The following is a 19,242-nucleotide window of genomic DNA, read 5'->3' as shown; positions in this document are numbered from 1 at the left end:
CAGTTTGTTCAATTTCCTTTTATTATAACATGCTTTCGAAAATCCTTAGATTAGTCATCAATCTTCCAGGCAGGATTCCAAACTACTTCCCATAAGTGACCATCCGGGTCTTGAAAGTGTCCAGAATAACCGCCCCAAAAGGTTTCGTGTGCAGGATCTGTTATAGTTGCTCCTGATTCCTTAGCTTTTTTTAATACCATATCTACTTTTTCCTTACTATTTACATTGTGACCCAATGTAAATTCAGTCGGGTTTAGTGCCGTTTGTATAACGCTTGCTTCGAACGCAATATCTTCTCGTTTCCAAATTGCTAATTTCAAACCACCATTCAAATCAAAAAACGCAACTGCTCCATGTTCAAATTCATTCCCTACAATACCCTCTGTTGGGAATCCTAAACCATCTCGATAAAATTTTAATGATTTTTCCAAATTATCAACGCCTAATGTAATTACGGAAATTCTTGGCTCCATGTTTCAACTTTACCTCCACTATAAATTTTGTATTGCTTACCTGATTTGAAGCTACATATTCTATTTTTTCTTTGCAATATAAAATACATAACTGTAATAATCCTTAAACCTATTATACAAATCAACCTCAACCTTACCTGCTTCAACTGCTTCTAAAAAGCATGAAGTATCTTCTTTTGGAAATAGCTTTGCCCATCTTATAGTTACTAAATGCTGATGTAAAAATAGCTAATTAATATTCTCTGAGGATATTATCTTCAACATAAAGTTTTACAGTTACTTCTTCAGTGACTACTGTTTTGATCTAGGAGATGATTTATACTTTGGTTTTTGTGTTATATCATCAATTAAATCAGCTTTTTCTATTTCTGTCAGATTTTTACCCGCTTGGCGAAGCCTCTCCTCATATTCTTTGATATATTTTCTTATGGTGTCTCGAGCTATTCCAGTTTCTCTTTGAATCTCTCGTTGAGATTTATTATTTTTTATATAATCCAAAATAATCTTTTGTTTATCTTTCAAATTTATCACGCTCGCACATCCTTTTATACTTTATATTATTACCAAATATTATGTGTATAAAAGAATTGAAAAATTCTGTGGTGAAAAAATTTTTAATTAATTTTTGAATTAGTAATAGTTCGTGCTAAACATCAGCGTATAGGCTATATCTTCTATTACAATCCAATATTCATTTTCGTCTTTATGTGACCAGTATAAAGATGGAATATTCTTACGAAATTCCTTTAAAAAAGAGGAACATTTATTATAGAATAAGTATTCCTGGGGTTTTGTCATATGCTTAACTATAATTGAATGGTTGGAAAAACCAACCCTATAACATCCACCTTCAGCTTTAATACCATTTAACTTATTTATAAGAAGAGGTTTCCCATATGATTCTATTAACTACTGTCTTTCTTTGCGATATAAAATACATAGCTGTAATGATCCTTAAATCGATTATACATATCGGCTTCAATTTCACCTGCTTCAATGAATTCTTTTGACTCATCAGCATAATTATATTTTTTCAAAAATTCTTCTGATCTTTCAAGTATCGGCTTATAGTAATTATCAACCCAACAAGAATCATCTAGGACAAAATGTGAAACAGGAGTATATCCACGTTTCTCAAGAATAGAAAGCTACCAATGTTGTAGATTGCCCCCTCTGACCATATTACATCAAAGGATTTTTCTTCAAAATTTAGGCTCTCCATTGTCATTTTCTTTGTTACAACACGATTACTTAGGCCATTATTTTTAATTTTCTCATCTAGTTTTTCTAAAAACTGTGGTAGCATATCTACTGCAATTAAGTTCGCTCTTGTGCTTTGAGCAAGTACCATCGTCTGCGCTCCTGTTCCACAGCCAACATCTAATATTTGAGAGTTTTAATTTAACTGAGGTATAAAACTTAGTGCCTTTTTAGTTGCTTTATCACTCCCTGGACCCAACCTCTTTGTATCTTTATGATATTCTATAATAAGATTCAATAAATCCATCATAATCCTCCTCGTAAATTATCTGTAATATGTTTTGCTTGTTGATTGCCTATACGTCTTTCCTTACAAATTGAAAAGTACCTATTAATGAAGTTATACCTATCCACATAAACAATAAAAGAATACTTACACCAATACCTAATATTTCGTATGATCCTTTCGATGCTGTACCCGATAAACTATGCAAGGATGCCTGCGGTAACAGGGGTAATATTATTTTTTGAATACTTTGGGAGAACATTTTTACTAAAGCTGGAACAAACATAATACCTAAGGAAAAGGTAATTGCCCCTCCACTACTTCTAAAAACAAATACGGCTGCTACAGTTAATATACAGTAAAACACTGGCATAAAGAGGGTACCTAATATAAACTGCCTTAAGAAAGGATCCGTTAAAGAAACCATTGGTCTTCCGTTGATCAAAAGAATCAGCTGTCCGGCGAGATAAGTTAAAACCGTTACAATTAAGCTTATGACTGTACCTAGTAAAAAGTAGGTGATTAATTTACTTAAAAATAATCTTTTTCGATTTGGAGTTATAGCTAATGTAACATGAATCAGTTTTGTGGAAAACTCCTTAGCATTTGAAATAGCTGCAAATATAATTAACATGATTGCTGTTACGTCAACTCCTAGCATGCATGCAGAAATCACATCAATAGGTGGTATTTCGCTAATAGCATTTCCTTGTGTTACGTTGGTTGTTAAAGCAAAAATCAACCCAAGCATTAAGCTTGCTATAATTAGAGCTATTAAAAATATTTTTGAAGATTTAAGAAACGCAATTTTTTGGTACTCTGCTTTAATCAAATTTCTTAAAGAACCTTTTCTATTATTAATTATCATTTTTTAACTTCCTTTCTTTCAATTAATTCCTACTTAGATTTATAATCAACTTTGCCCTCTGTAAGCTCTAAATATAGCTGCTCTAAGGAAGGTTGAACCTTTGTAAGTTCGAAGATTGCAATATAATTTTCCTTAGCTAAAATTCCTATTTTTTCACCCTCTACATTTCTAACCTGCAAAGAACCTTCTTCGCCTTTGCTTATATAGGCTCCATTTTTCTTCAATAAATCTTCTAGCTTAGAATTATCTTCACTTTTTATTCTTAAATATCCACTGTAGCTCTTTTGGGATATTTCCTCCACTGACATATCAGCTAATAGCTTTCCCTGTGCTAAAACAATAATTCTTTCCGCTATTGCTTGCACTTCGCTCATTAGATGGCTAGAGACTAAAACTGATTTTCCCTCTTTTGCCAAATCTTTGGCTAAGCTCCTTAACCACTTAATGCCATCAACATCTAAACCATTAAACGGTTCATCCAATATAATAGTCTCGGGATTCCCTAACAATGCTGCAGCAATACCTAAACGCTGTTTCATTCCCAAAGAATATTCTTCAATTTGCTTATTCTTTACTTTTTCCAACCCTGTTTTTTCAATCATTTCAATTACTCGGTCGCTTGGCATTCCGCTTGCTGTAGCTATCAATTGCAAATGTTGAAGTGCTGTCAACTTTGGATTAAGATCATCAGCATCAATTAATGCACCAATCTTTAAAATTGGCTGATTCAAATCTATATATTGCTTTCCATCAATAATTACCTCTCCTTTAGATGGTTTAACTAGATTTAGAATCATTCTCATGGTAGTTGATTTCCCTGCACCATTAGGACCTAAAAAGCCTGTAACTACACCAGGTTTAATATTAAAAGACAAATTATCTACTGCAACTTTGTCTTTATAAACTTTTGTTAAGTTTTTCAATTCAATCACATTACCTCTCCTTTTCTACTGTTAAATAACTTTCCACAGACTTATCAATAAACTCATCAGCAAACTCCATTAGTCTTCTATCTTCTTCAGGCCATTGATTACGATTTTCATAAGCTACTTTATGTGCTTCAAGTAATTCAAGCCTTCCTCCTGTCACCAGTGCCACCATTTCCATCCACCTTTTAGCAAAATCCTGCCCTTGTCTATCTTTTGGATCAACACCATTAATAATGTGTGCAACAGCTTCTACTACGAGAGCCTTCCACTTCCAATAAGTTTCAATTACTTCTTCTGTTTTTTCATAATGACTTATAAGAACATCATCTGTTTTTTCATCATAATGAACATTTTTATATTCAAAGATAATATCCTTATTTAATGTACTCATTAACTGAACTAATTCTCCTGAAATCAGTGCTTGGTTTCTTTCTAAGTTTTTTAGACTTGCATCAATTAGAGATATACTCATTTTCATATCATTTAACTTTTGATAAAAAATCTGCTTCTGCTTTTGAAGCACATCAGTAACTTGCTCCACAGTAACCGCTTCAACCACAAGTTCTTTGATCTCCTTTATAGGAAGTCCTAATGATTTGTAGAACAGAACTTGCTGTAACTTTGTAATATCTTTTTCTTCGTAGTATCTACGGCCATTAGTCAATTCCTTATTTAACGGAATTAATCCAATATTATCGTAATATTGCAAAGTTCTTATAGTAACCCCTGTTAAATTTGCAATCTCACCTATAGAAAAATACCTCTTTTTATTCATTACATCTCCTCCACAGTATTAATTAAATCATATTACGTAACGTAATATGCAATAGTTATTTTTCATATATTTCTCAAACTTATTTTCATATTTCTTCTTTAGCTTTTTTACATGAATGTATTGCAGTTATAAAATCATTTAATCTTACCTTACATGTCAAACCTTCTCTTTCAAGGGCTATAGAACTCGCATTAACAATTATATTAAGAATATCTTCACCCGATAGACCTTTTGTTTCAAGAATTATACATTCCCAATCAGTTTTAGAAAGCTCTAACAGCATTACCGAACAGCTGACGTTCACCGCATGGTCTGTACTTTGAGTTATATTTGATAATCTTTTTCCAAGGATAGAATCTGCTTCATCAAAAAATAGCACCGCATTTGTTTCCTTTACTTTTTGAAAAACGGCTTTAATATTTTTGGGTGTTTCTCCTACAAACTTAGATTTTATTTCTGCATAGTTTACCCTGATAATATTTCTGCTAAGCTCATTTTATTTATATCATTTTCTGTGCCCTAGGATTTGGAACTCCAAGAGGTTATACATATCTTTCCTCTGTTTGCGACTTAAAATTTTGTCTATTTTCACTTTTAGTATTTATTTTCATATTATCACCCATTTCAATCTCTCCTTATTTTTAATTTATTCTTGTAGAACTTCATATTGACTTTCCAGCCATCTCATCTCTAATTCATCAACATAACAATTTATTGAACTTTGAGGGAAGTTCGGAAGTTCGGGATCAATAGCTTCAAAAACCTTTCTAAATTCAGGATCATAGCTATAAATCTTACCTAATCCTCTTAATACCTCTAAAGATGGCTCGTAAAAGTACTGTAGAGACTGATGCCATTTTATCAAAAGTTCCTGAATCACCTGGCTCTCTGCTCCGGATCCCATATTGTCTGTCAATTCCTGAAATATTGAATTGCATTCCTCCAGTATCTATTCTTTCTTACTCCCACCGTAGCTATTCCAATTATGCACAGATTGTCTAACCCTATCTTTTCCCCATTGATTCATTGCCTGATTCTCATACTGACTTTATTTTTCATCAGTTAATTTATTTAATTTTCCATTTTTTTCATATTCATCACTTGTTTAGCACAAACTATTACTGGTTCTTTCCAGAGTTAGTTGATTATTTATATTTTTCTAATAAAATAACTTTTGATTTTAGCGTTTCAAATGTAAGCGTAAAAGATTTAACGCCTTGGAATATAAGAGGCAATAACTGATATTGTATTAAAATCAGTTATTACCTCTATATTATTTATTTTCTATTTTAAGATTTTCTGGCAGAGTTGCCGACCAAGGCATTAGATCTAATAATTTTTCTTCTTTTAATGTTTCATCTTTTCCATATGATTGCATGTGATTTTTTCAAGGCTTCATTATTTAGGGTTGATACGATATCATAATATTTTCTTCGGATATGCGCTAAACAATAAAGTTGTTTAGCATCACGCTATTATATACTTTATATCCGTCTGTCTGAAGAAATCCAGAATAACCATTCAAAAATGATTTTGGATAAGAACTAAATCTAGTTTTCTGATATTCATATAAAATAATAGAGTTATCATTTCCTCCTGTTTTATATAACCACATATAACATTTATATCTCTCCTATAGTTATTTATTTTCTAACTATAGTAAAACATACTAGAGATAATATTGGTAAATATGTGGGGATTTAATTTTCCCTTTTATGGGTAATTTTATTTTACCACTCACACGGTGAAAGAATCTGGCTACCGCCAATATGACGACGAAAGCTTGCGCCGCTTATGGAGCATTTTATTTTATAAGGAGCTTGGCTTTTCCCTTGACGACATTCGATTAATACTTGATAATCCAAAGGAAATGGAAAAAGAGTTAATGCGACAACATAAACAAATTCTTTTAGAAAGACAGTCTCAATTACAAAAAATGATATTGTCGGTTGACATGATTTTGAATGATAAGTTCGATATTTCAATGCTTAGGGATTTTGATAAAAGTCGAATTGAAACTCTAAAGAAAACATATGCAAATGAAATCCAAGAGTTAATTGAAAGTTCCTTTTTTCTACCATTAGTAAAAAGCGGCGTATTACAGGGCAACGTATCTATTTTTGAAAATGCCTCCACTATGATGACCTTGGATTTTGACAAGCTTATTGCTCTTTGTACTGAGGTCATCCAAAAGTTTGACGAAGCCATGAAGGATGATCCTGAGAGCTTATCAGCAAAAGAGGCTGTTACTATTTTCAGGGAATTAATAACTATTTGGATTCCAAGCGATGATAATACTTTCCGAAAGATCGGGCAGGCGTATTTGAAGTATAAAGAAGATTTGGACAAAAAGACACCAGGACTTGCAGAGTTTGTAAGTGCGGCTATCAGGCATATCTATCCATAATCAGATTTCTTGCCAATATGATCCATGTCGATTTTCTGTTTTGGGTTTTTCACGGTCACGATTATCTCAGAAAATATTATTGGGCCAGCAATTTTGTTGAATCTGCATGATAAAAGTAATCGTGTTTCCACAGAATAATAAAAAAGGAATTTTCGGGACTTTGCTTTTCATAACAAAATCTCGAAAATCCCTTATTTCAAACATTTGTAGTCTTTTTACTTATCTTTCCTTGGCATCAATACTACCGTCTCCACATGTTTCGAGTTGCCTTGATAGCTATCAAAACTGCGTTCTCAACCCCTATGGTTATGGGGACCATATCCACGCTCGTAGATGGAAACATATCCAATATTGGCTCTCGTTTGTGGAAACATATCCATAGGTTTTGCTGTTTATTGAGAAAACTACTGAGGTAGACTGTTACTTTTCAATTATTCTTATGACTCACTACTGTAAATAACGTTATTCTCCTATTCCTTAATGTAATTCAACAATCTTTCTAAAAAGTCACGTGTAACTTTTAAGTTGTACTGTTCTATAATGTGACTTTGCAAATCCATAACTAACAGTAAAGCTTTTTTATAGGCTACAAATAATTCATCCCTATCTAATCGAGCGGTAGTCTTTGCGAATTTTTTATAATTTTCAAGGCTAATTTCTTTTTCAAGATTTTTACTCATGTTAAGCCAATTATCAGCATTTTTTTCTGCCATACGTATAAGTTGTAGTGTGTTTTTTTGAAGTTGTGATAAGAGTTCTAATGAACGAGCATATTCTCCTCTTTTTAGAACGTTGATTCCCATCAACCATAGATTAGAGAAATTACACAACAAAAAATTAGCATTTTCTTCAGTAAGTCTATTAGGTCTTGCACCACTTATCTCTGACAAATAATTTTCTAATTGCCCCGTTTCATCGTAAATAAGCATAGCCTTCGTATCAGGAATATAACCTGAATCTTTAAACGAGGGGATTATGTTCATATCTTTTTCAGAAAGAAAATGAAATTCCCCACGAATAAGATTATCAAAAATAACTACCTCTGTTCCGTACTCGTTTTTATAAAGCAACAAGTACGGAGCTACGTCAAACAACCAGTTGGACGAATCAAAGCTCGAGGTTCTACTATCTTTCAAAAATATATAGAACTCTATATCAGAGTATTGGTCACCTTCTCCTTTGGTAAACGATCCATACATCATACAAGCTGTAATTCGTTCATCTGACTCAGTAAGATTTTTAACATTTGCAATTAATTCTTTTTGTTTTAACATTTCTTCACCCTTTCTGTAAATATCTGTTAGTTTCTGTTGCAACTCAAATCTCTATAAACATAAATTAATATTTTTCGTACAAATATTATTGCAAAAACCATCATCATGCTCCACAAACAATAGTGTAGGACAATATTCCAAAATCATTTTTTCAATTTGGATACGTGAAAAAATATCAATATAGTTCAATGGCTCATCCCATATATACAAATGTGCGCTTTCACAAAGGCTTTTAGCAATTAGTACTTTCTTTTTCTGACCTGCACTAAAATCCTCCATGTTCTTATCAAACTGTTCTCTGTTAAAATCCAGTTTACGAAGAATCGTTTTAAATAGAGTTTCATCCATCTTATTATTATAGGCAAACTCAGATAGATTACCTTTTAAATATGAAGTATCTTGCGAAATATAAGAAATCTTTAGTCCACTTGCTAACATAAAATTTCCGGTAAATTTAATAACATCTCCATTAATCAATTTTAGGATACTAGACTTACCACTCCCATTTTTTCCGATAATGGCAACTCTATCACCAATATTGACTCTGAAATTAAGATTACTGCATACTTCTTTATCCCCATAAAACAATGATAAATCATTCGCTTCTATTAGGCACTCTTTGTGAAAATCAAGTGGCGAAATTTTTAAATCGTCATATTGTTCAATGTTGTGGAGCAGTTCGGATTTTTGTAAAATAGCTTCCTGCTGCCTTGACTCAATATTTTTAGCACGTTTCATCGCCTTTGCCGCCTTATGTCCAACATAACCCTTATCCAGTTTTGAACCAGAATTTGTTGTTCCATCTTTACTTTTTTCTACTTTATTTGACCAGTTTGAACTACGTTTTGCTGCATAAGACAACCTTCCTATTTCTTTAAGGAGTTTCTTGTTTTCTGACAGTTCAAAATTATCTTGTAACGTTTTGTTCTCCCACCAAGAAGTAAAATTTCCTTTTTGGATTTCGATATTCGTTTTATTGATAGACAGTATATGGTCAACGCATTGATCAAGTAAGTTTCTATCATGAGATACCAAAATAAACCCCTTCTTGCGTTTCAAGTAGTTTTGCACCACATTACGTGCATCGATGTCAAGATGGTTTGTAGGTTCATCAATAAGTAGGAAACAACTCGCTGTAAGGAATAAAGCTGCAAGAAGGACCTTTGTTTGCTCACCATTTGACAGTGTATTAAACGGACGATATAAAGCATCTTCTTGAACATCAAGCAATGATATTTCACGAAAAATCTCCCAATCCATACATTCCGTACAAATACTCTTCATTACTTCAATTGTATATAGACTCTTATCTTCCACATCATAAGGAAAATACTCAAATTTAACTGCAGAACTTATATTGCCAGAATACGAATATTTTCCAAGCAGTAAATTTAAGAAAGTAGTTTTACCGCGTCCGTTTCTTCCAATAAAACCAAGTCTCCAATCTGTATCTATTTGAAAACTTACATTTTCAAATAGATTGTCGTAACTTCCCTCGTGTGAAAAAGTTAGATTTGAAACATTTATTATAGACATATATTCTTCCTCCTTTACATTATAATAATTTTATAAGCAAAGTCGGTTTTCGGCATTGATTACTCTATGCAAATACTGCCAATAGTATCCGACTCTGCATAGAGATTGTCATGTGTTATTATAGTATCTTTTTCCATCAAACATCTTCCCTTCTTTTACAAATATTAAAAGCCGCAAGAAAGTAAATTCTTACGGCTCAAAAACAAATACCTATTATTACCTTTTGTAGCACATCAGGCTACTGTAATGTATTATTGAGTGTAGAATACTTAACTTTCTTGCAATTCGCATAACAAAACAAACGGTTCTATCGCCGTTATTTTTAATATCTTATTATGCTTCTAATAATTAGCAAGAAAAGCTATACATTCTTCCACCTCCAAGTCATTTTATTATATCATATTATCTTCAAAAACCCAAGATAATTCTTCTGTTCTTTTTCTAAAAATTACCCTTCTACATCAATCTTGACTTCAGACTTTAATTCAACAGTGAGCTTACCTTCATATATCGTAACTTTTTCATACTTCAATCTCAATTCCAGATTTAAAGCATATTACAAAGTGGTCATCATAAACAGTAACATTCTGGATAATCTTCCTTACTAGGGTATCATCATATCTTAGGGTACGGTATTTGTTAATGCGGATAAATGCAATCAACTCATTGATTCGTTCATTCTCGCCACTGAGGGAGGCATCTTCTACTAAAAGGGTCTGGCGCTTATCTCGCAGTCCATCAATCTCATCTGCTAGATGTTCATAGTCTTGACCTTTATTGGCCTGCTTGATGAGTTCTTTTTGTTTTTCTTCTAGCAAGTTGTTAATCTCTGAAATTTGGTATTCTGTTGTTTCGCCAATCACGGCATGAATATTTTCTTCCAAGGTCTTTATCATGTTATTGCCACCTGCAAGTAGCCTATTAATCGCAGTCATTACAGCACCATAGAGTTCATCTTCTTTTACCGTTCTATTCTTACAGACCTCAGGTCCTTGCTCGATTCTAGTCACGCATCGCCAGACAAATTCTTTTCTGCCGTGAATATTCCAATATGTTCTCCTATAAATATCCCCACAATCTCCACAGAAGGTGATGGCGCTTAAAGCGTATTTGCTGCTATAAATTCGTTTGTTCTTGTCTGCTCCTGTGTAGATGTTCCTTCTTCGATGAATTTCCTCCTGAACTTGCAAGTATAATTCTTTGGGAATAATCGCCTCATGGCTATTTTCAACATAATACTGGGGAAGATGACCTTCATTCTTAACTCGTTTCTTGGTTAGAAAATCTACAGTAACAGTCTTTTGTAAGAGGGCATCTCCGATGTATTTTTCATTTTGGAGGATTTTTTTAACTGATTCCGGTCGCCATCTTGGTTTTCCTGCTGCTGTTAAAATACCATCCTTTTCAAGGGCTCGACCAATGCCCACTAGACTCTGACCTTCAAGGTATTCTCGGTAGATGCGTTTGATAATCTCAGCTTCTTCGGGAACAATGATTAAATTTCCATCTTCATCTTTGGTGTAGCCCATAAATCGCTTATGGTTGACCTGCACCTTTCCTTGTTGGTATCGGTACTGTAGCCCAAGCTTAACGTTTTGTGAAAGGCTCTGGCTTTCCTGTTGTGCCAAAGATGCCATAATAGTCAGCAAAACCTCACCTTTGGCATCCATGGTATTGATGTTCTCTTTCTCGAAATAAACGGATATGTTCTTATCCTTGAGCTGTCTAATGTATTGAAGGCAGTCTAGGGTGTTACGTGCAAATCGGCTGATGGATTTTGTAATAATCATGTCGATATTACCGTCCATACACTCTGCAATCATGCGATTAAATTCGTCACGCTTTTTAGTGTTCGTCCCGGAGATACCATCATCTGCAAAGATGCCGGCAAACTCCCATTCATTATTTTTCTTTATAAACTCTGTATAGTGTGCGACCTGAACCTCATAACTAGAATTTTGTTCTTCCGTTTCTGTAGAAACACGGCAATAGGCAGCAACACGAAGTTTCTTTATCTGTTCTTTTGCGGCTGTACTTCCCACTCTTTTACGAGCAGGAATGACCATTATATTTTTCTCTGTCACTTTATTCCTCGCTTTCTATCAGACTGTATAAGTATTCTGCTCGGTCAAAAGGATCCATGGGCATCTTATTATCCGCTTTCCTCATTTTGAATCGTTCTTTGGGAGGGGGAGAGGTGAAAGCAGCAAGCTCTACCACTCGTCCTAAATCCTTTGCACGTTTATCTCTAACTTCTTCAGCTTTATCAAATATCTCTTTATCAATGATTGCTGGATACGTATCATTTCCAAGGTAGTTGACGTTTTTCAAAATGCGTCCCATCACAGAGTGTGTCTTATCAATACCTGCCTGTTCGCCAGCCACTGTAAGGGATAGTCCTGATATGTATTTCTCAAAGAATACCTTTACTTGACCTGCTGCCTTTTCATCGACAGTAACCTCTCCATCTTGAATTTTGTATCCATATGGAATATATGCCATTTATCTCACCACCTTTTCTTTCAGGGAAAGACCGCATTTCAAATTGAATGTCAGCTCATCCCTGGAATTAACAATGATGTTCTCTACAAATTCTTCAAATAATTCTTCTGTGTAGTCACCATTAAAATTATCTGCTGACACGTAATCAATGAGGTCCTTTATATCGTTTGCTCGTAAAACCCCACTCGTAGAGTTCGTTACCAGGTTTGTTTTTTCAGTTGAAAAATTTCTGATTTCGTTATCTAAAACATTCCGCTCTTGATTAAAAAGTGCAGGTTCAAGGAAACCTTTGGCCATCAATGTAATAAGGGTATTGCGTTCTTCCATGAGTTGCTCCATTCGCTTATCAATAGCATCCATTCTTTCACGGTCGCTTTCTTCATCAATTTGGCTAATTGATTTGAATAGCGGTTCTAAGATTAGCTTATGACTGAAAGCAAGCTTATTCATCATGGTGGTAAATGTGGCTTTTATTTCTCCATCTCGTAGAAACAACATGGAGCAACTCTCTTTGTCTTCGATATGACCGATGCAACTCCAAGCAATGTAACTCCTACCAGCTGAGTAGTTTGTCTTTCTCCTAAAATTGCGACCACACTCTCCACAGACAATCTTGCCACTTAAAGCATATCGATTAAGATAAACGTTCTTTTTCACGCCCTTACACTTCATCTTGGCTCTTTCATCAATGAGATCTTGTGCCTTAGCAAAGTCTTCTCTACTTATAATAGGTTCATGATTGTCCTTGTAATAGTACTGGTCTTTTTCACCTGTATTCGAATGGCGGTTGTAGTTACTATCTGTGTAAGTCTTTTGTAACAAAACATCTCCCATGTATTTTTCGTTTCGGAGCATGTCTATCACCGTGCCTGCACTCCAGTGATTACCTCTTCTTGCTGGGATTTTGTCTTTGTTCAAACCTCTTGCTATAGTACCTCCACCTTTCCCTGAAAGGCACTCAGCAAAAATACGTTTGATGATTTCTGCTTCTTCTGGGACAATTACCATTTCACCATCTATATTGGTATAGCCATAAGGTGGAGTACCAACATAACTGCCGTTTTGAAATCTCTTTTGAATGGACCACTTGTTGTTTTGTGAAATAGATGCAGACTCTTCTGCAGCAAATCCTGAAAGGATAGAAAGCATCAGCTCACTTTCCATATCACCCGTATTTAGATTCTCTTTTTCAAAATAAATGTAAACATCGATATCAATCAGCTTTCTTACTAACTCTAGACAATCTACTGTATTACGAGCAAAGCGGCTGATTGATTTGGTGATAATAAAATCTATCCGACCTTGCTTACAATCTCGTATCATGCGGAGCAGTTCAGTCCGTTTCTCCATCTTGGTGCCGGAGATCCCTTCGTCATAATAAAGACCAGCAAACTCCCATTCAGGATTAGACTTAATATAGCGCTCATAGTGTTCACGCTGTGCTTTAAGGCTTTCAAGCTGTTCATCACTATCGGTTGAGACCCTGGCATAGGCGGCAACCCTAAGTTTCGTATTAGGTAGTTGTCCTTGGGGCAGTTCATCTATTTTTGTTATCTTTTTCATCATCACACCTCGCTTTCATCCATTACATATATCACTCTAAAAGCCACTAATAGCAAGCTTTTTAGGACATAATCTTGGCTAGTCGAGGGGAGAATTTCTCTCGGTTTAATGCTGATATTTTGTGTAATTCATCCGCTGTAATTTTGCCTTCTTTATAAAGCATTTTGATAATGCTCTCCGCCATATGAAAGTCATATTCCCTCTGCAAATCTTCTGTTGTCATCTGTTCTGCTTTGCCCTTGATAGTAGGACAACCGTCTTTTACTTCAAAAATGTTCATAGAAAAACACCTCCTACCTAGTAGCCACGGCAGGAGGTGAAATCTGATGGTTTTATTAATCTTTTTGATAAAAGTCACATTCATAGCCATCGGCATCAAGGAGCAGCCCTTTCGCCCAAGGTGGCACTTGACTCATCTGTTTACATACTTCAGTAACCGATATTTGAGGATTAGTTTCAATAATTACTTCATCATGGACATGAGCCACAATTCTGTAATGACGGAGAGACTTCATTGCGTGCATCAAAATATCACGGGATATGGCTTGAACAATATTCTCTACAAACTTAGGACCGTAACTTTCAAGACGCTCCCATTTCTTTGTTCCACCTACTCCTTCATAGGTCACAGACTCACCACCAAACTGATTCTCACCAATTCGAGGCTTTACATAGGCAAGCCTTCTGCCGGAAGGAAGAACGATAAAAAGCATGCCACTAAAACAATGAAACTCGATGCTATGGGTTTCTTGTGATTTATTTTCCTTTACGCATTGTTTAGCCGCCCGATCCACATCCCACCAGAACTGTGTGATGTTTGGATTAGACATTCTCCAGGCATTCACAAGCGGTTTTAATTCTTCCTCTTCAAGCCCCATCTCTAATGCACCCATGGCTTTTAGCGCACCAACAGAACCACCATATCCAAGTGCCAATTCAGCGATTTTACCCTTCTGTCTCAAGTGACCGTTCACACCATGCTTTTCAACGGGGACTTTAAACATCTGGGAGGCAGATGCACAGTAGATATCGCCACCACTAGCAAATACCTTTGTTCGCCATGTTTCGCCTGCGAGCCATGAAAGCACACGAGCCTCAATGGCTGAGAAGTCAGCCACAATAAACTTATGACCAACTCTTGGTACAAAGGCTGTACGAATCAGTTGTGAGAGGGTATCAGGTATATCTTCATAGAGCATTTCCAGTGTTTCAACATCACCATTTCTGACAATATTTCGTGCCTCTTTTAAGTCTGGCATATGGTTTTGAGGGAGGTTTTGCAATTGCACAAGCCTTCCGGCAAAGCGTCCTGTTCTGTTAGCTCCATAAAACTGAAACATACCTCTAGCTCTTGAATCACTACAGACCGCATTTTCCATTGCTGTATATTTCTTTACTGAGGATTTTGCCAGTTGCTGACGAAGTGAAAGAACTTCATTTAGTTCACCATCGGTTTCCTTAAGTTTCTCAGCGACAGCTTTTTTACCGAGAGTCTCCATCTCTAGACCATTTTCACAAAGCCAGCCTTTCATCTGTTGCACGGAGTTAGGGTTATCGAGATTTGTTATCTGCTGCATGACGGTTAGTAGTTTTTCATGAGATATGTCATCCATGGCGATGGCCTGCTTAACAAAATCCATATCCACCTTTATGCCTCGATCGTTGATTTCTTGGTCGAGATGATACTCAACCCAGATGTCTTCTGGCACTGGAAACTTAATCAATCTTTGTTGTATCTGTATTTCTGCCTCCACATCACGTTTGTTATATACTTTAAACTGCTGCCATTTATCGATTTCATCAGTGGGTAGGTTACGGGTTCTACCACCATTTATTTTTGTTGGAGTACATGGAAGACAAAAATATCGTATCAGGTCTTTACCCTCCGTCAGCTTTTGCTTTTCAAGTCCTAGCACTGCACCTACACCTTCTAAAGAAAGAGGTAACCCCATATAGGCAGACCAAACCATGGAACATTTCCATGAGGAAGGATTTAGATAAGTCCCAGTGGGATAGCCCAAATAACGTGAAAGGCATACTCGCTCAAACTGAGCATTAAATGCCCACTTCGTAATGGTTTCATCGGTTAAGGCATCTAGGATTTCTTTTGGAATCTTTTCTCCATTCTTCAAATCGATGACCTTAACTTCACCACCGTCAACCGCATAACCAAACAGCATCACCTCAAAATCATCTGCTTCTACGTAACGATAAACACCACTCTTTTGTAGATTGGTAGATGAATAGGTTTCTATATCAATTTCTAAGTTCTTCATAGCTACCACCTTTCCTAAATGAAAAAAGGTGGCAGAGGTAAGACCTCCACCACCATCAAGTTTTCTATTCCTTTTAGGCAAGGAAGTCATCATCGACAAGAGTCGTAAAATCATCTACTGCAGAAGTCTTACCGCCTAGAGGTTCTCCGTCTCTAATTTTTTGAATGTTACCAAGACCACAAGCTACACCCTTATTGCCGTTGGAGTTGAAAGCATAGAAGTTAAGAGAAACTCTACCGTAACAACCGCTGTATACCTCGCTACGATCCAGTATCGGCTTAACACTTTTATCTACAATCTGTGGCGCTGTCTTGCTATTTGCATTGATGAAGTAATGGCCTTTATAAGCCTCATCATCACGCTCTACATCACCATCACGCAGCGGTAGTTTAATGGCTGCCTTATTTGGTTTCTTACCACCAAACTTTGCGATACCTTCCTCAATGGCAGCATCAACTGCTGCATGGATGGCATTAATGGTTTCCTTGTCATCCTTTGGAATAAGGACGGATACGCTGTACTTTTCCGCACCACCATTAATGGATATAGGCTCCCAACCGTGGAAGTAAGAGAATCTTGAGTTTACACCTGTGATAACTTTTGTCTTGTTTTGCATATTTGCCATAATATTTAATCCTCCATAATTTCGTTAAATTCGTTTTTAGCATCTGCTACGTTCATTGCCGGTCTTTTATCTGAGTTTGGAACAAGAGTCGGCTTACCCGGTGGTTTGTAAATGAGGTCACCGAGGAGTTCCTCAAATTTGGATTTACCCATCAGTTTTTGCATCTCTGTCAGCGGAATAAGGCTCTTTCTGTAAATGTCCTTATATCCACCTGCCACGGCTTTTTCTGCAATGGCTCCTTCATCTTTGTACTTGCGAACCGAGCGACCTTCCACAACTTTAAAACCGTTCCACTCTTTACCGTGATTGACTGCTGCATCAGTGGCATAGGCTGTTATTTCATTCGCCCACTTGGTAAGGTCGGGAAGAATAAGTAAGATTTCTTCTATCTCAGCATCCGTCAGCAGAGGTGGCATCTTGAATTCTTTCTCTGCAAGTTTTAGCTTTTCTTCGGCTCTGGCCCGACATCTGTTTGCCGCTTTACAGAAGGTACACCATGGACCGGGGATGTATTCACCCTCACCGTTGAAGGCTTTGTCAGCTCTGGGCTTTAGTTCCTCTTCCGCCCAGCCTTTTAGTTCTTCCACCGGTATTGTCCAGGTGCTGACATTTTCTCTTCTAGGCTGAAAGATCGTCATGGACACTTCTTTAATGTCGTACAGGTGATCATAGATTCCAAGTGCTCCTAGGGCATAGAGCTTCATCTGTGGATTGTCCACTGCATCAACTAGCACACCCAGTCCATATTTAAAGTCTACGATGTGAAGTCTGTCATCTGAAATGATTACACAGTCTCCTGTCCCAAAACCATCTGGAACATAACAAGAGAAGTCAAGACGTTGTTCAATAAGAACGATAGGATCTGTGCAAGACTTTCTTGCAAGTTCCACCTGCTCCATAACAAAGTCCACGTAAGCATCTGTACATTCCTCCATCTCATCAGAGTTATACTCAGAGATAGGTCGCTGACTTCTCATATGAAGTGCCTTTTTTAGTTTGTGTTCACACAGGTCATGAGCCGCTGTGCCTTCTTTTGCTGCCTCACCACTTTGGTCTTCAAACTCCAGTTCAAGTCTTGCAGAGGGTAGGCAGTTAAGCCACCTTTGGGATGAGGATGCAGATAATATTGCATGATTACCCATTTCCAAGCTCCTCCGCATCTTTCAAGATGTCAGAATAATAAGCCTTATCAACAGCACTTAACTTGTCTGCACCATACTTCTGAATGAGTCCTCGCACTTCGGCAGTAAACCCAATCTGGCTCTTTTCAGCAAGTACCATACGCACTTTTTCAAGTGGGATATCCGGCTCTTTTACTGGTTCTTGTTCAGTTGTAGCTTTTGCACCTGGAGCAGGATCTCCTTCTGTCATCGCATCGCAAACTGCCTGTATGCTGTCAGCAAGACTTCGCATATCATTGACCACTTCAAGCAGTAATTTTATTTTGCTCAAGGTTAGTTCCTCCTTTCGTAATTTCACAGATAGATAGTTCCTCGATGCTATCTCCAGGGATCACAATCGTTACACGCTGTTTACTCCCTAAAAGAAAGCGAAGAATTCGTTCCCTTACGGACACATTACGGTAGGCAACAAGTCCGCCTGTCTGTGGTTTCTTAGAAACACTAATTTTGAGATTGTGTTTCATATCCATCACCTCTTTCCAAAGGGCGATTTATTTATTGCCCTCTACCTAGTAGCCTCGGGAGGTGATAGAATCTGAATCTCTTCATATATCATGTCAGCTTCACATCATTGATTTCATAGTAGTTGATAAGTCCCCACGAAAAAAAATAAGGGTTTCCTGGTATTAGCATCATGGTAAAAACAATGGCACTAAAGATGCGATGTCAGGAACCCTTTATTTTATTATTATCATTCTTAGGAGAGTTACTTCGAATTCTTTTCACCAACGACACCTATGCTGATTTCGTTAGTCATCTTATCAACTCACCACGTCTTTGCCAGCAATCGTGTCAACTCACCACATCAATATCCACATCATCTTCTTGATCATCTAACCCGCCTATCTTGGACAAGTTCCCACAAAGAAAAATCCCGTGATTATCCTTCCGGCTTGGAGCCAGATCTCAAATCACGGAAACCCTTTATTTATAAAGTTTTTTATCCCTAAAACATCGTATTTACCTTAACCCTTGACATCAATACTACCGTCTCAACGTGCCTTGAGAGGATAATAATGATGTCGTAAGTATCTAGTACCCCCTTGGTGGAAGGGTATGTTCCCAACATCTAGACAAGAATCTTCCTGTTAAATTGAGATCTACTTTTTCGTCAATAAGTTAATAACTTAAGTACCTAGCTCCGTCAAATTTTCTAGCGGGAAATTATTAATCTTTATATTTAAGCCTTAATTATCATAATAAAAAAATAGAGCAGACTTTAAAGTGGACCCTATACAGTAGACGCTAGAAAAAGAGTGTTTACTTGTATAGGGTTTATTTTTATGTAAAAATAGGTATAGAGGAGTTGAATAATTATGAGCAAAAAAATATTTTCTAATAAAGAAA

19 protein-coding genes and 1 pseudogene are annotated in these 19,242 nt (G+C 36.3%); 1 reads left to right on the top strand and 19 read right to left on the bottom strand.

Annotation, left to right across the window (positions count from 1 at the left end):
• Positions 1–50: 50 nt before the first annotated feature.
• From K0040_RS05350 to K0040_RS21455, 9 genes and pseudogenes are all read right to left on the bottom strand, one after another.
• The gene (locus tag K0040_RS05350) at positions 51–473 is read right to left on the bottom strand and encodes a VOC family protein (RefSeq protein WP_228107902.1); all 423 of its coding nucleotides are present in this window, start codon (positions 471–473) and stop codon (positions 51–53) included.
• A 291-nt stretch (positions 474–764) separates the two neighbouring features.
• The gene (locus K0040_RS05345; RefSeq protein ID WP_228107901.1) at positions 765–995 is read right to left on the bottom strand and encodes a helix-turn-helix domain-containing protein; all 231 of its coding nucleotides are present in this window, start codon (positions 993–995) and stop codon (positions 765–767) included.
• A 574-nt stretch (positions 996–1,569) separates the two neighbouring features.
• Positions 1,570–1,860, bottom strand: a complete 291-nt coding sequence (locus K0040_RS05340) for a class I SAM-dependent methyltransferase (RefSeq protein ID WP_228108011.1) — start codon at positions 1,858–1,860, stop codon at positions 1,570–1,572.
• 169 nt (positions 1,861–2,029) lie between these two features.
• Positions 2,030–2,827, bottom strand: a complete 798-nt coding sequence (locus K0040_RS05335) for an ABC transporter permease (RefSeq protein ID WP_228107900.1) — start codon at positions 2,825–2,827, stop codon at positions 2,030–2,032.
• Positions 2,828–2,856: 29 nt separating this feature from the next.
• Positions 2,857–3,759, bottom strand: coding sequence for an ABC transporter ATP-binding protein (locus K0040_RS05330; protein ID WP_228107899.1), 903 nt, complete (start codon positions 3,757–3,759; stop codon positions 2,857–2,859).
• A 1-nt stretch (position 3,760) separates the two neighbouring features.
• The gene (locus tag K0040_RS05325; RefSeq protein ID WP_228107898.1) at positions 3,761–4,531 is read right to left on the bottom strand and encodes a MerR family transcriptional regulator; all 771 of its coding nucleotides are present in this window, start codon (positions 4,529–4,531) and stop codon (positions 3,761–3,763) included.
• A gap of 85 nt (positions 4,532–4,616) precedes the next feature.
• Positions 4,617–5,015: pseudogene (locus tag K0040_RS05320) on the bottom strand (AAA family ATPase); the annotation flags it as partial.
• A gap of 162 nt (positions 5,016–5,177) precedes the next feature.
• Positions 5,178–5,477, bottom strand: coding sequence for a TipAS antibiotic-recognition domain-containing protein (locus K0040_RS05315; RefSeq protein ID WP_265588813.1), 300 nt, complete (start codon positions 5,475–5,477; stop codon positions 5,178–5,180).
• Positions 5,478–5,975: 498 nt separating this feature from the next.
• Positions 5,976–6,146 (bottom strand): IS66 family transposase, encoded by a 171-nt coding sequence (locus K0040_RS21455; RefSeq protein WP_316719641.1) that lies wholly within the window; start codon positions 6,144–6,146, stop codon positions 5,976–5,978.
• 129 nt (positions 6,147–6,275) lie between these two features.
• On the opposite strand from K0040_RS21455, the gene K0040_RS05310 reads away from it, so the two are divergent.
• The gene (locus K0040_RS05310; protein ID WP_228107897.1) at positions 6,276–6,938 is read left to right on the top strand and encodes a MerR family transcriptional regulator; all 663 of its coding nucleotides are present in this window, start codon (positions 6,276–6,278) and stop codon (positions 6,936–6,938) included.
• 470 nt (positions 6,939–7,408) lie between these two features.
• Here K0040_RS05310 and lnu(B) read toward each other — a convergent pair whose 3' ends face one another.
• The 10 genes from lnu(B) to K0040_RS05260 form a co-directional block, all read right to left on the bottom strand.
• Entirely contained in the window at positions 7,409–8,212 is an 804-nt protein-coding gene (gene lnu(B), locus K0040_RS05305) for a lincosamide nucleotidyltransferase Lnu(B) (protein ID WP_122864895.1), read from the bottom strand.
• Between the two features lie 51 nt (positions 8,213–8,263).
• On the bottom strand, positions 8,264–9,748 hold the full coding sequence (gene lsa(E), locus K0040_RS05300) for an ABC-F type ribosomal protection protein Lsa(E) (protein ID WP_228107896.1): 1,485 nt from the start codon (positions 9,746–9,748) through the stop codon (positions 8,264–8,266).
• Positions 9,749–10,269: 521 nt separating this feature from the next.
• The gene (locus tag K0040_RS05295) at positions 10,270–11,814 is read right to left on the bottom strand and encodes a recombinase family protein (protein ID WP_228108008.1); all 1,545 of its coding nucleotides are present in this window, start codon (positions 11,812–11,814) and stop codon (positions 10,270–10,272) included.
• Positions 11,815–11,833: 19 nt separating this feature from the next.
• A complete protein-coding gene (locus K0040_RS05290; protein WP_122864861.1) occupies positions 11,834–12,250 on the bottom strand; it encodes a recombinase in 417 nt (138 codons plus the stop codon).
• Positions 12,251–13,813, bottom strand: a complete 1,563-nt coding sequence (locus tag K0040_RS05285; RefSeq protein WP_122864860.1) for a recombinase family protein — start codon at positions 13,811–13,813, stop codon at positions 12,251–12,253. It lies immediately after the preceding gene.
• Positions 13,814–13,874: 61 nt separating this feature from the next.
• Positions 13,875–14,093, bottom strand: coding sequence for an SHOCT domain-containing protein (locus tag K0040_RS05280; RefSeq protein WP_086035010.1), 219 nt, complete (start codon positions 14,091–14,093; stop codon positions 13,875–13,877).
• Positions 14,094–14,148: 55 nt separating this feature from the next.
• Positions 14,149–16,089, bottom strand: coding sequence for a DNA polymerase (locus K0040_RS05275; protein ID WP_228107895.1), 1,941 nt, complete (start codon positions 16,087–16,089; stop codon positions 14,149–14,151).
• Positions 16,090–16,162: 73 nt separating this feature from the next.
• Positions 16,163–16,714 (bottom strand): DUF2815 family protein, encoded by a 552-nt coding sequence (locus tag K0040_RS05270; protein WP_073127410.1) that lies wholly within the window; start codon positions 16,712–16,714, stop codon positions 16,163–16,165.
• 5 nt (positions 16,715–16,719) lie between these two features.
• Positions 16,720–17,856, bottom strand: coding sequence for a DUF2800 domain-containing protein (locus tag K0040_RS05265; RefSeq protein ID WP_228107894.1), 1,137 nt, complete (start codon positions 17,854–17,856; stop codon positions 16,720–16,722).
• Entirely contained in the window at positions 17,849–18,166 is a 318-nt protein-coding gene (locus K0040_RS05260) for an rRNA biogenesis protein rrp5 (protein ID WP_112120468.1), read from the bottom strand. Before K0040_RS05260 ends, K0040_RS05265 begins: the two co-directional genes overlap by 8 nt.
• Positions 18,167–19,242 lie beyond the last annotated feature (1,076 nt).

This window comes from Terrisporobacter petrolearius (assembly GCF_020748185.1).
In the GTDB taxonomy this organism is placed as follows: domain Bacteria; phylum Bacillota; class Clostridia; order Peptostreptococcales; family Peptostreptococcaceae; genus Terrisporobacter; species Terrisporobacter petrolearius.
The sequence above is the reverse complement of the archived record's forward strand: the minus strand, read 5'-3'. Positions and strand labels throughout refer to the sequence as shown.

What these genes read in the sequence shown, in the direction of transcription:
- K0040_RS05350 (WP_228107902.1), bottom strand. Translation starts at nt 473, where the DNA reads ATGGAGCCAAGAATTTCCGTAATTACATTAGGCGTTGATAATTTGGAA.
- K0040_RS05265 (WP_228107894.1), bottom strand. Translation starts at nt 17,856, where the DNA reads ATGGGTAATCATGCAATATTATCTGCATCCTCATCCCAAAGGTGGCTT.
- K0040_RS05275 (WP_228107895.1), bottom strand. Translation starts at nt 16,089, where the DNA reads ATGAAGAACTTAGAAATTGATATAGAAACCTATTCATCTACCAATCTA.
- K0040_RS05295 (WP_228108008.1), bottom strand. Translation starts at nt 11,814, where the DNA reads ATGGTCATTCCTGCTCGTAAAAGAGTGGGAAGTACAGCCGCAAAAGAA.
- K0040_RS05335 (WP_228107900.1), bottom strand. Translation starts at nt 2,827, where the DNA reads ATGATAATTAATAATAGAAAAGGTTCTTTAAGAAATTTGATTAAAGCA.
- K0040_RS21455 (WP_316719641.1), bottom strand. Translation starts at nt 6,146, where the DNA reads ATGTGGTTATATAAAACAGGAGGAAATGATAACTCTATTATTTTATAT.
- K0040_RS05290 (WP_122864861.1), bottom strand. Translation starts at nt 12,250, where the DNA reads ATGGCATATATTCCATATGGATACAAAATTCAAGATGGAGAGGTTACT.
- K0040_RS05270 (WP_073127410.1), bottom strand. Translation starts at nt 16,714, where the DNA reads ATGGCAAATATGCAAAACAAGACAAAAGTTATCACAGGTGTAAACTCA.
- K0040_RS05325 (WP_228107898.1), bottom strand. Translation starts at nt 4,531, where the DNA reads ATGAATAAAAAGAGGTATTTTTCTATAGGTGAGATTGCAAATTTAACA.
- K0040_RS05285 (WP_122864860.1), bottom strand. Translation starts at nt 13,813, where the DNA reads ATGAAAAAGATAACAAAAATAGATGAACTGCCCCAAGGACAACTACCT.
- K0040_RS05280 (WP_086035010.1), bottom strand. Translation starts at nt 14,093, where the DNA reads ATGAACATTTTTGAAGTAAAAGACGGTTGTCCTACTATCAAGGGCAAA.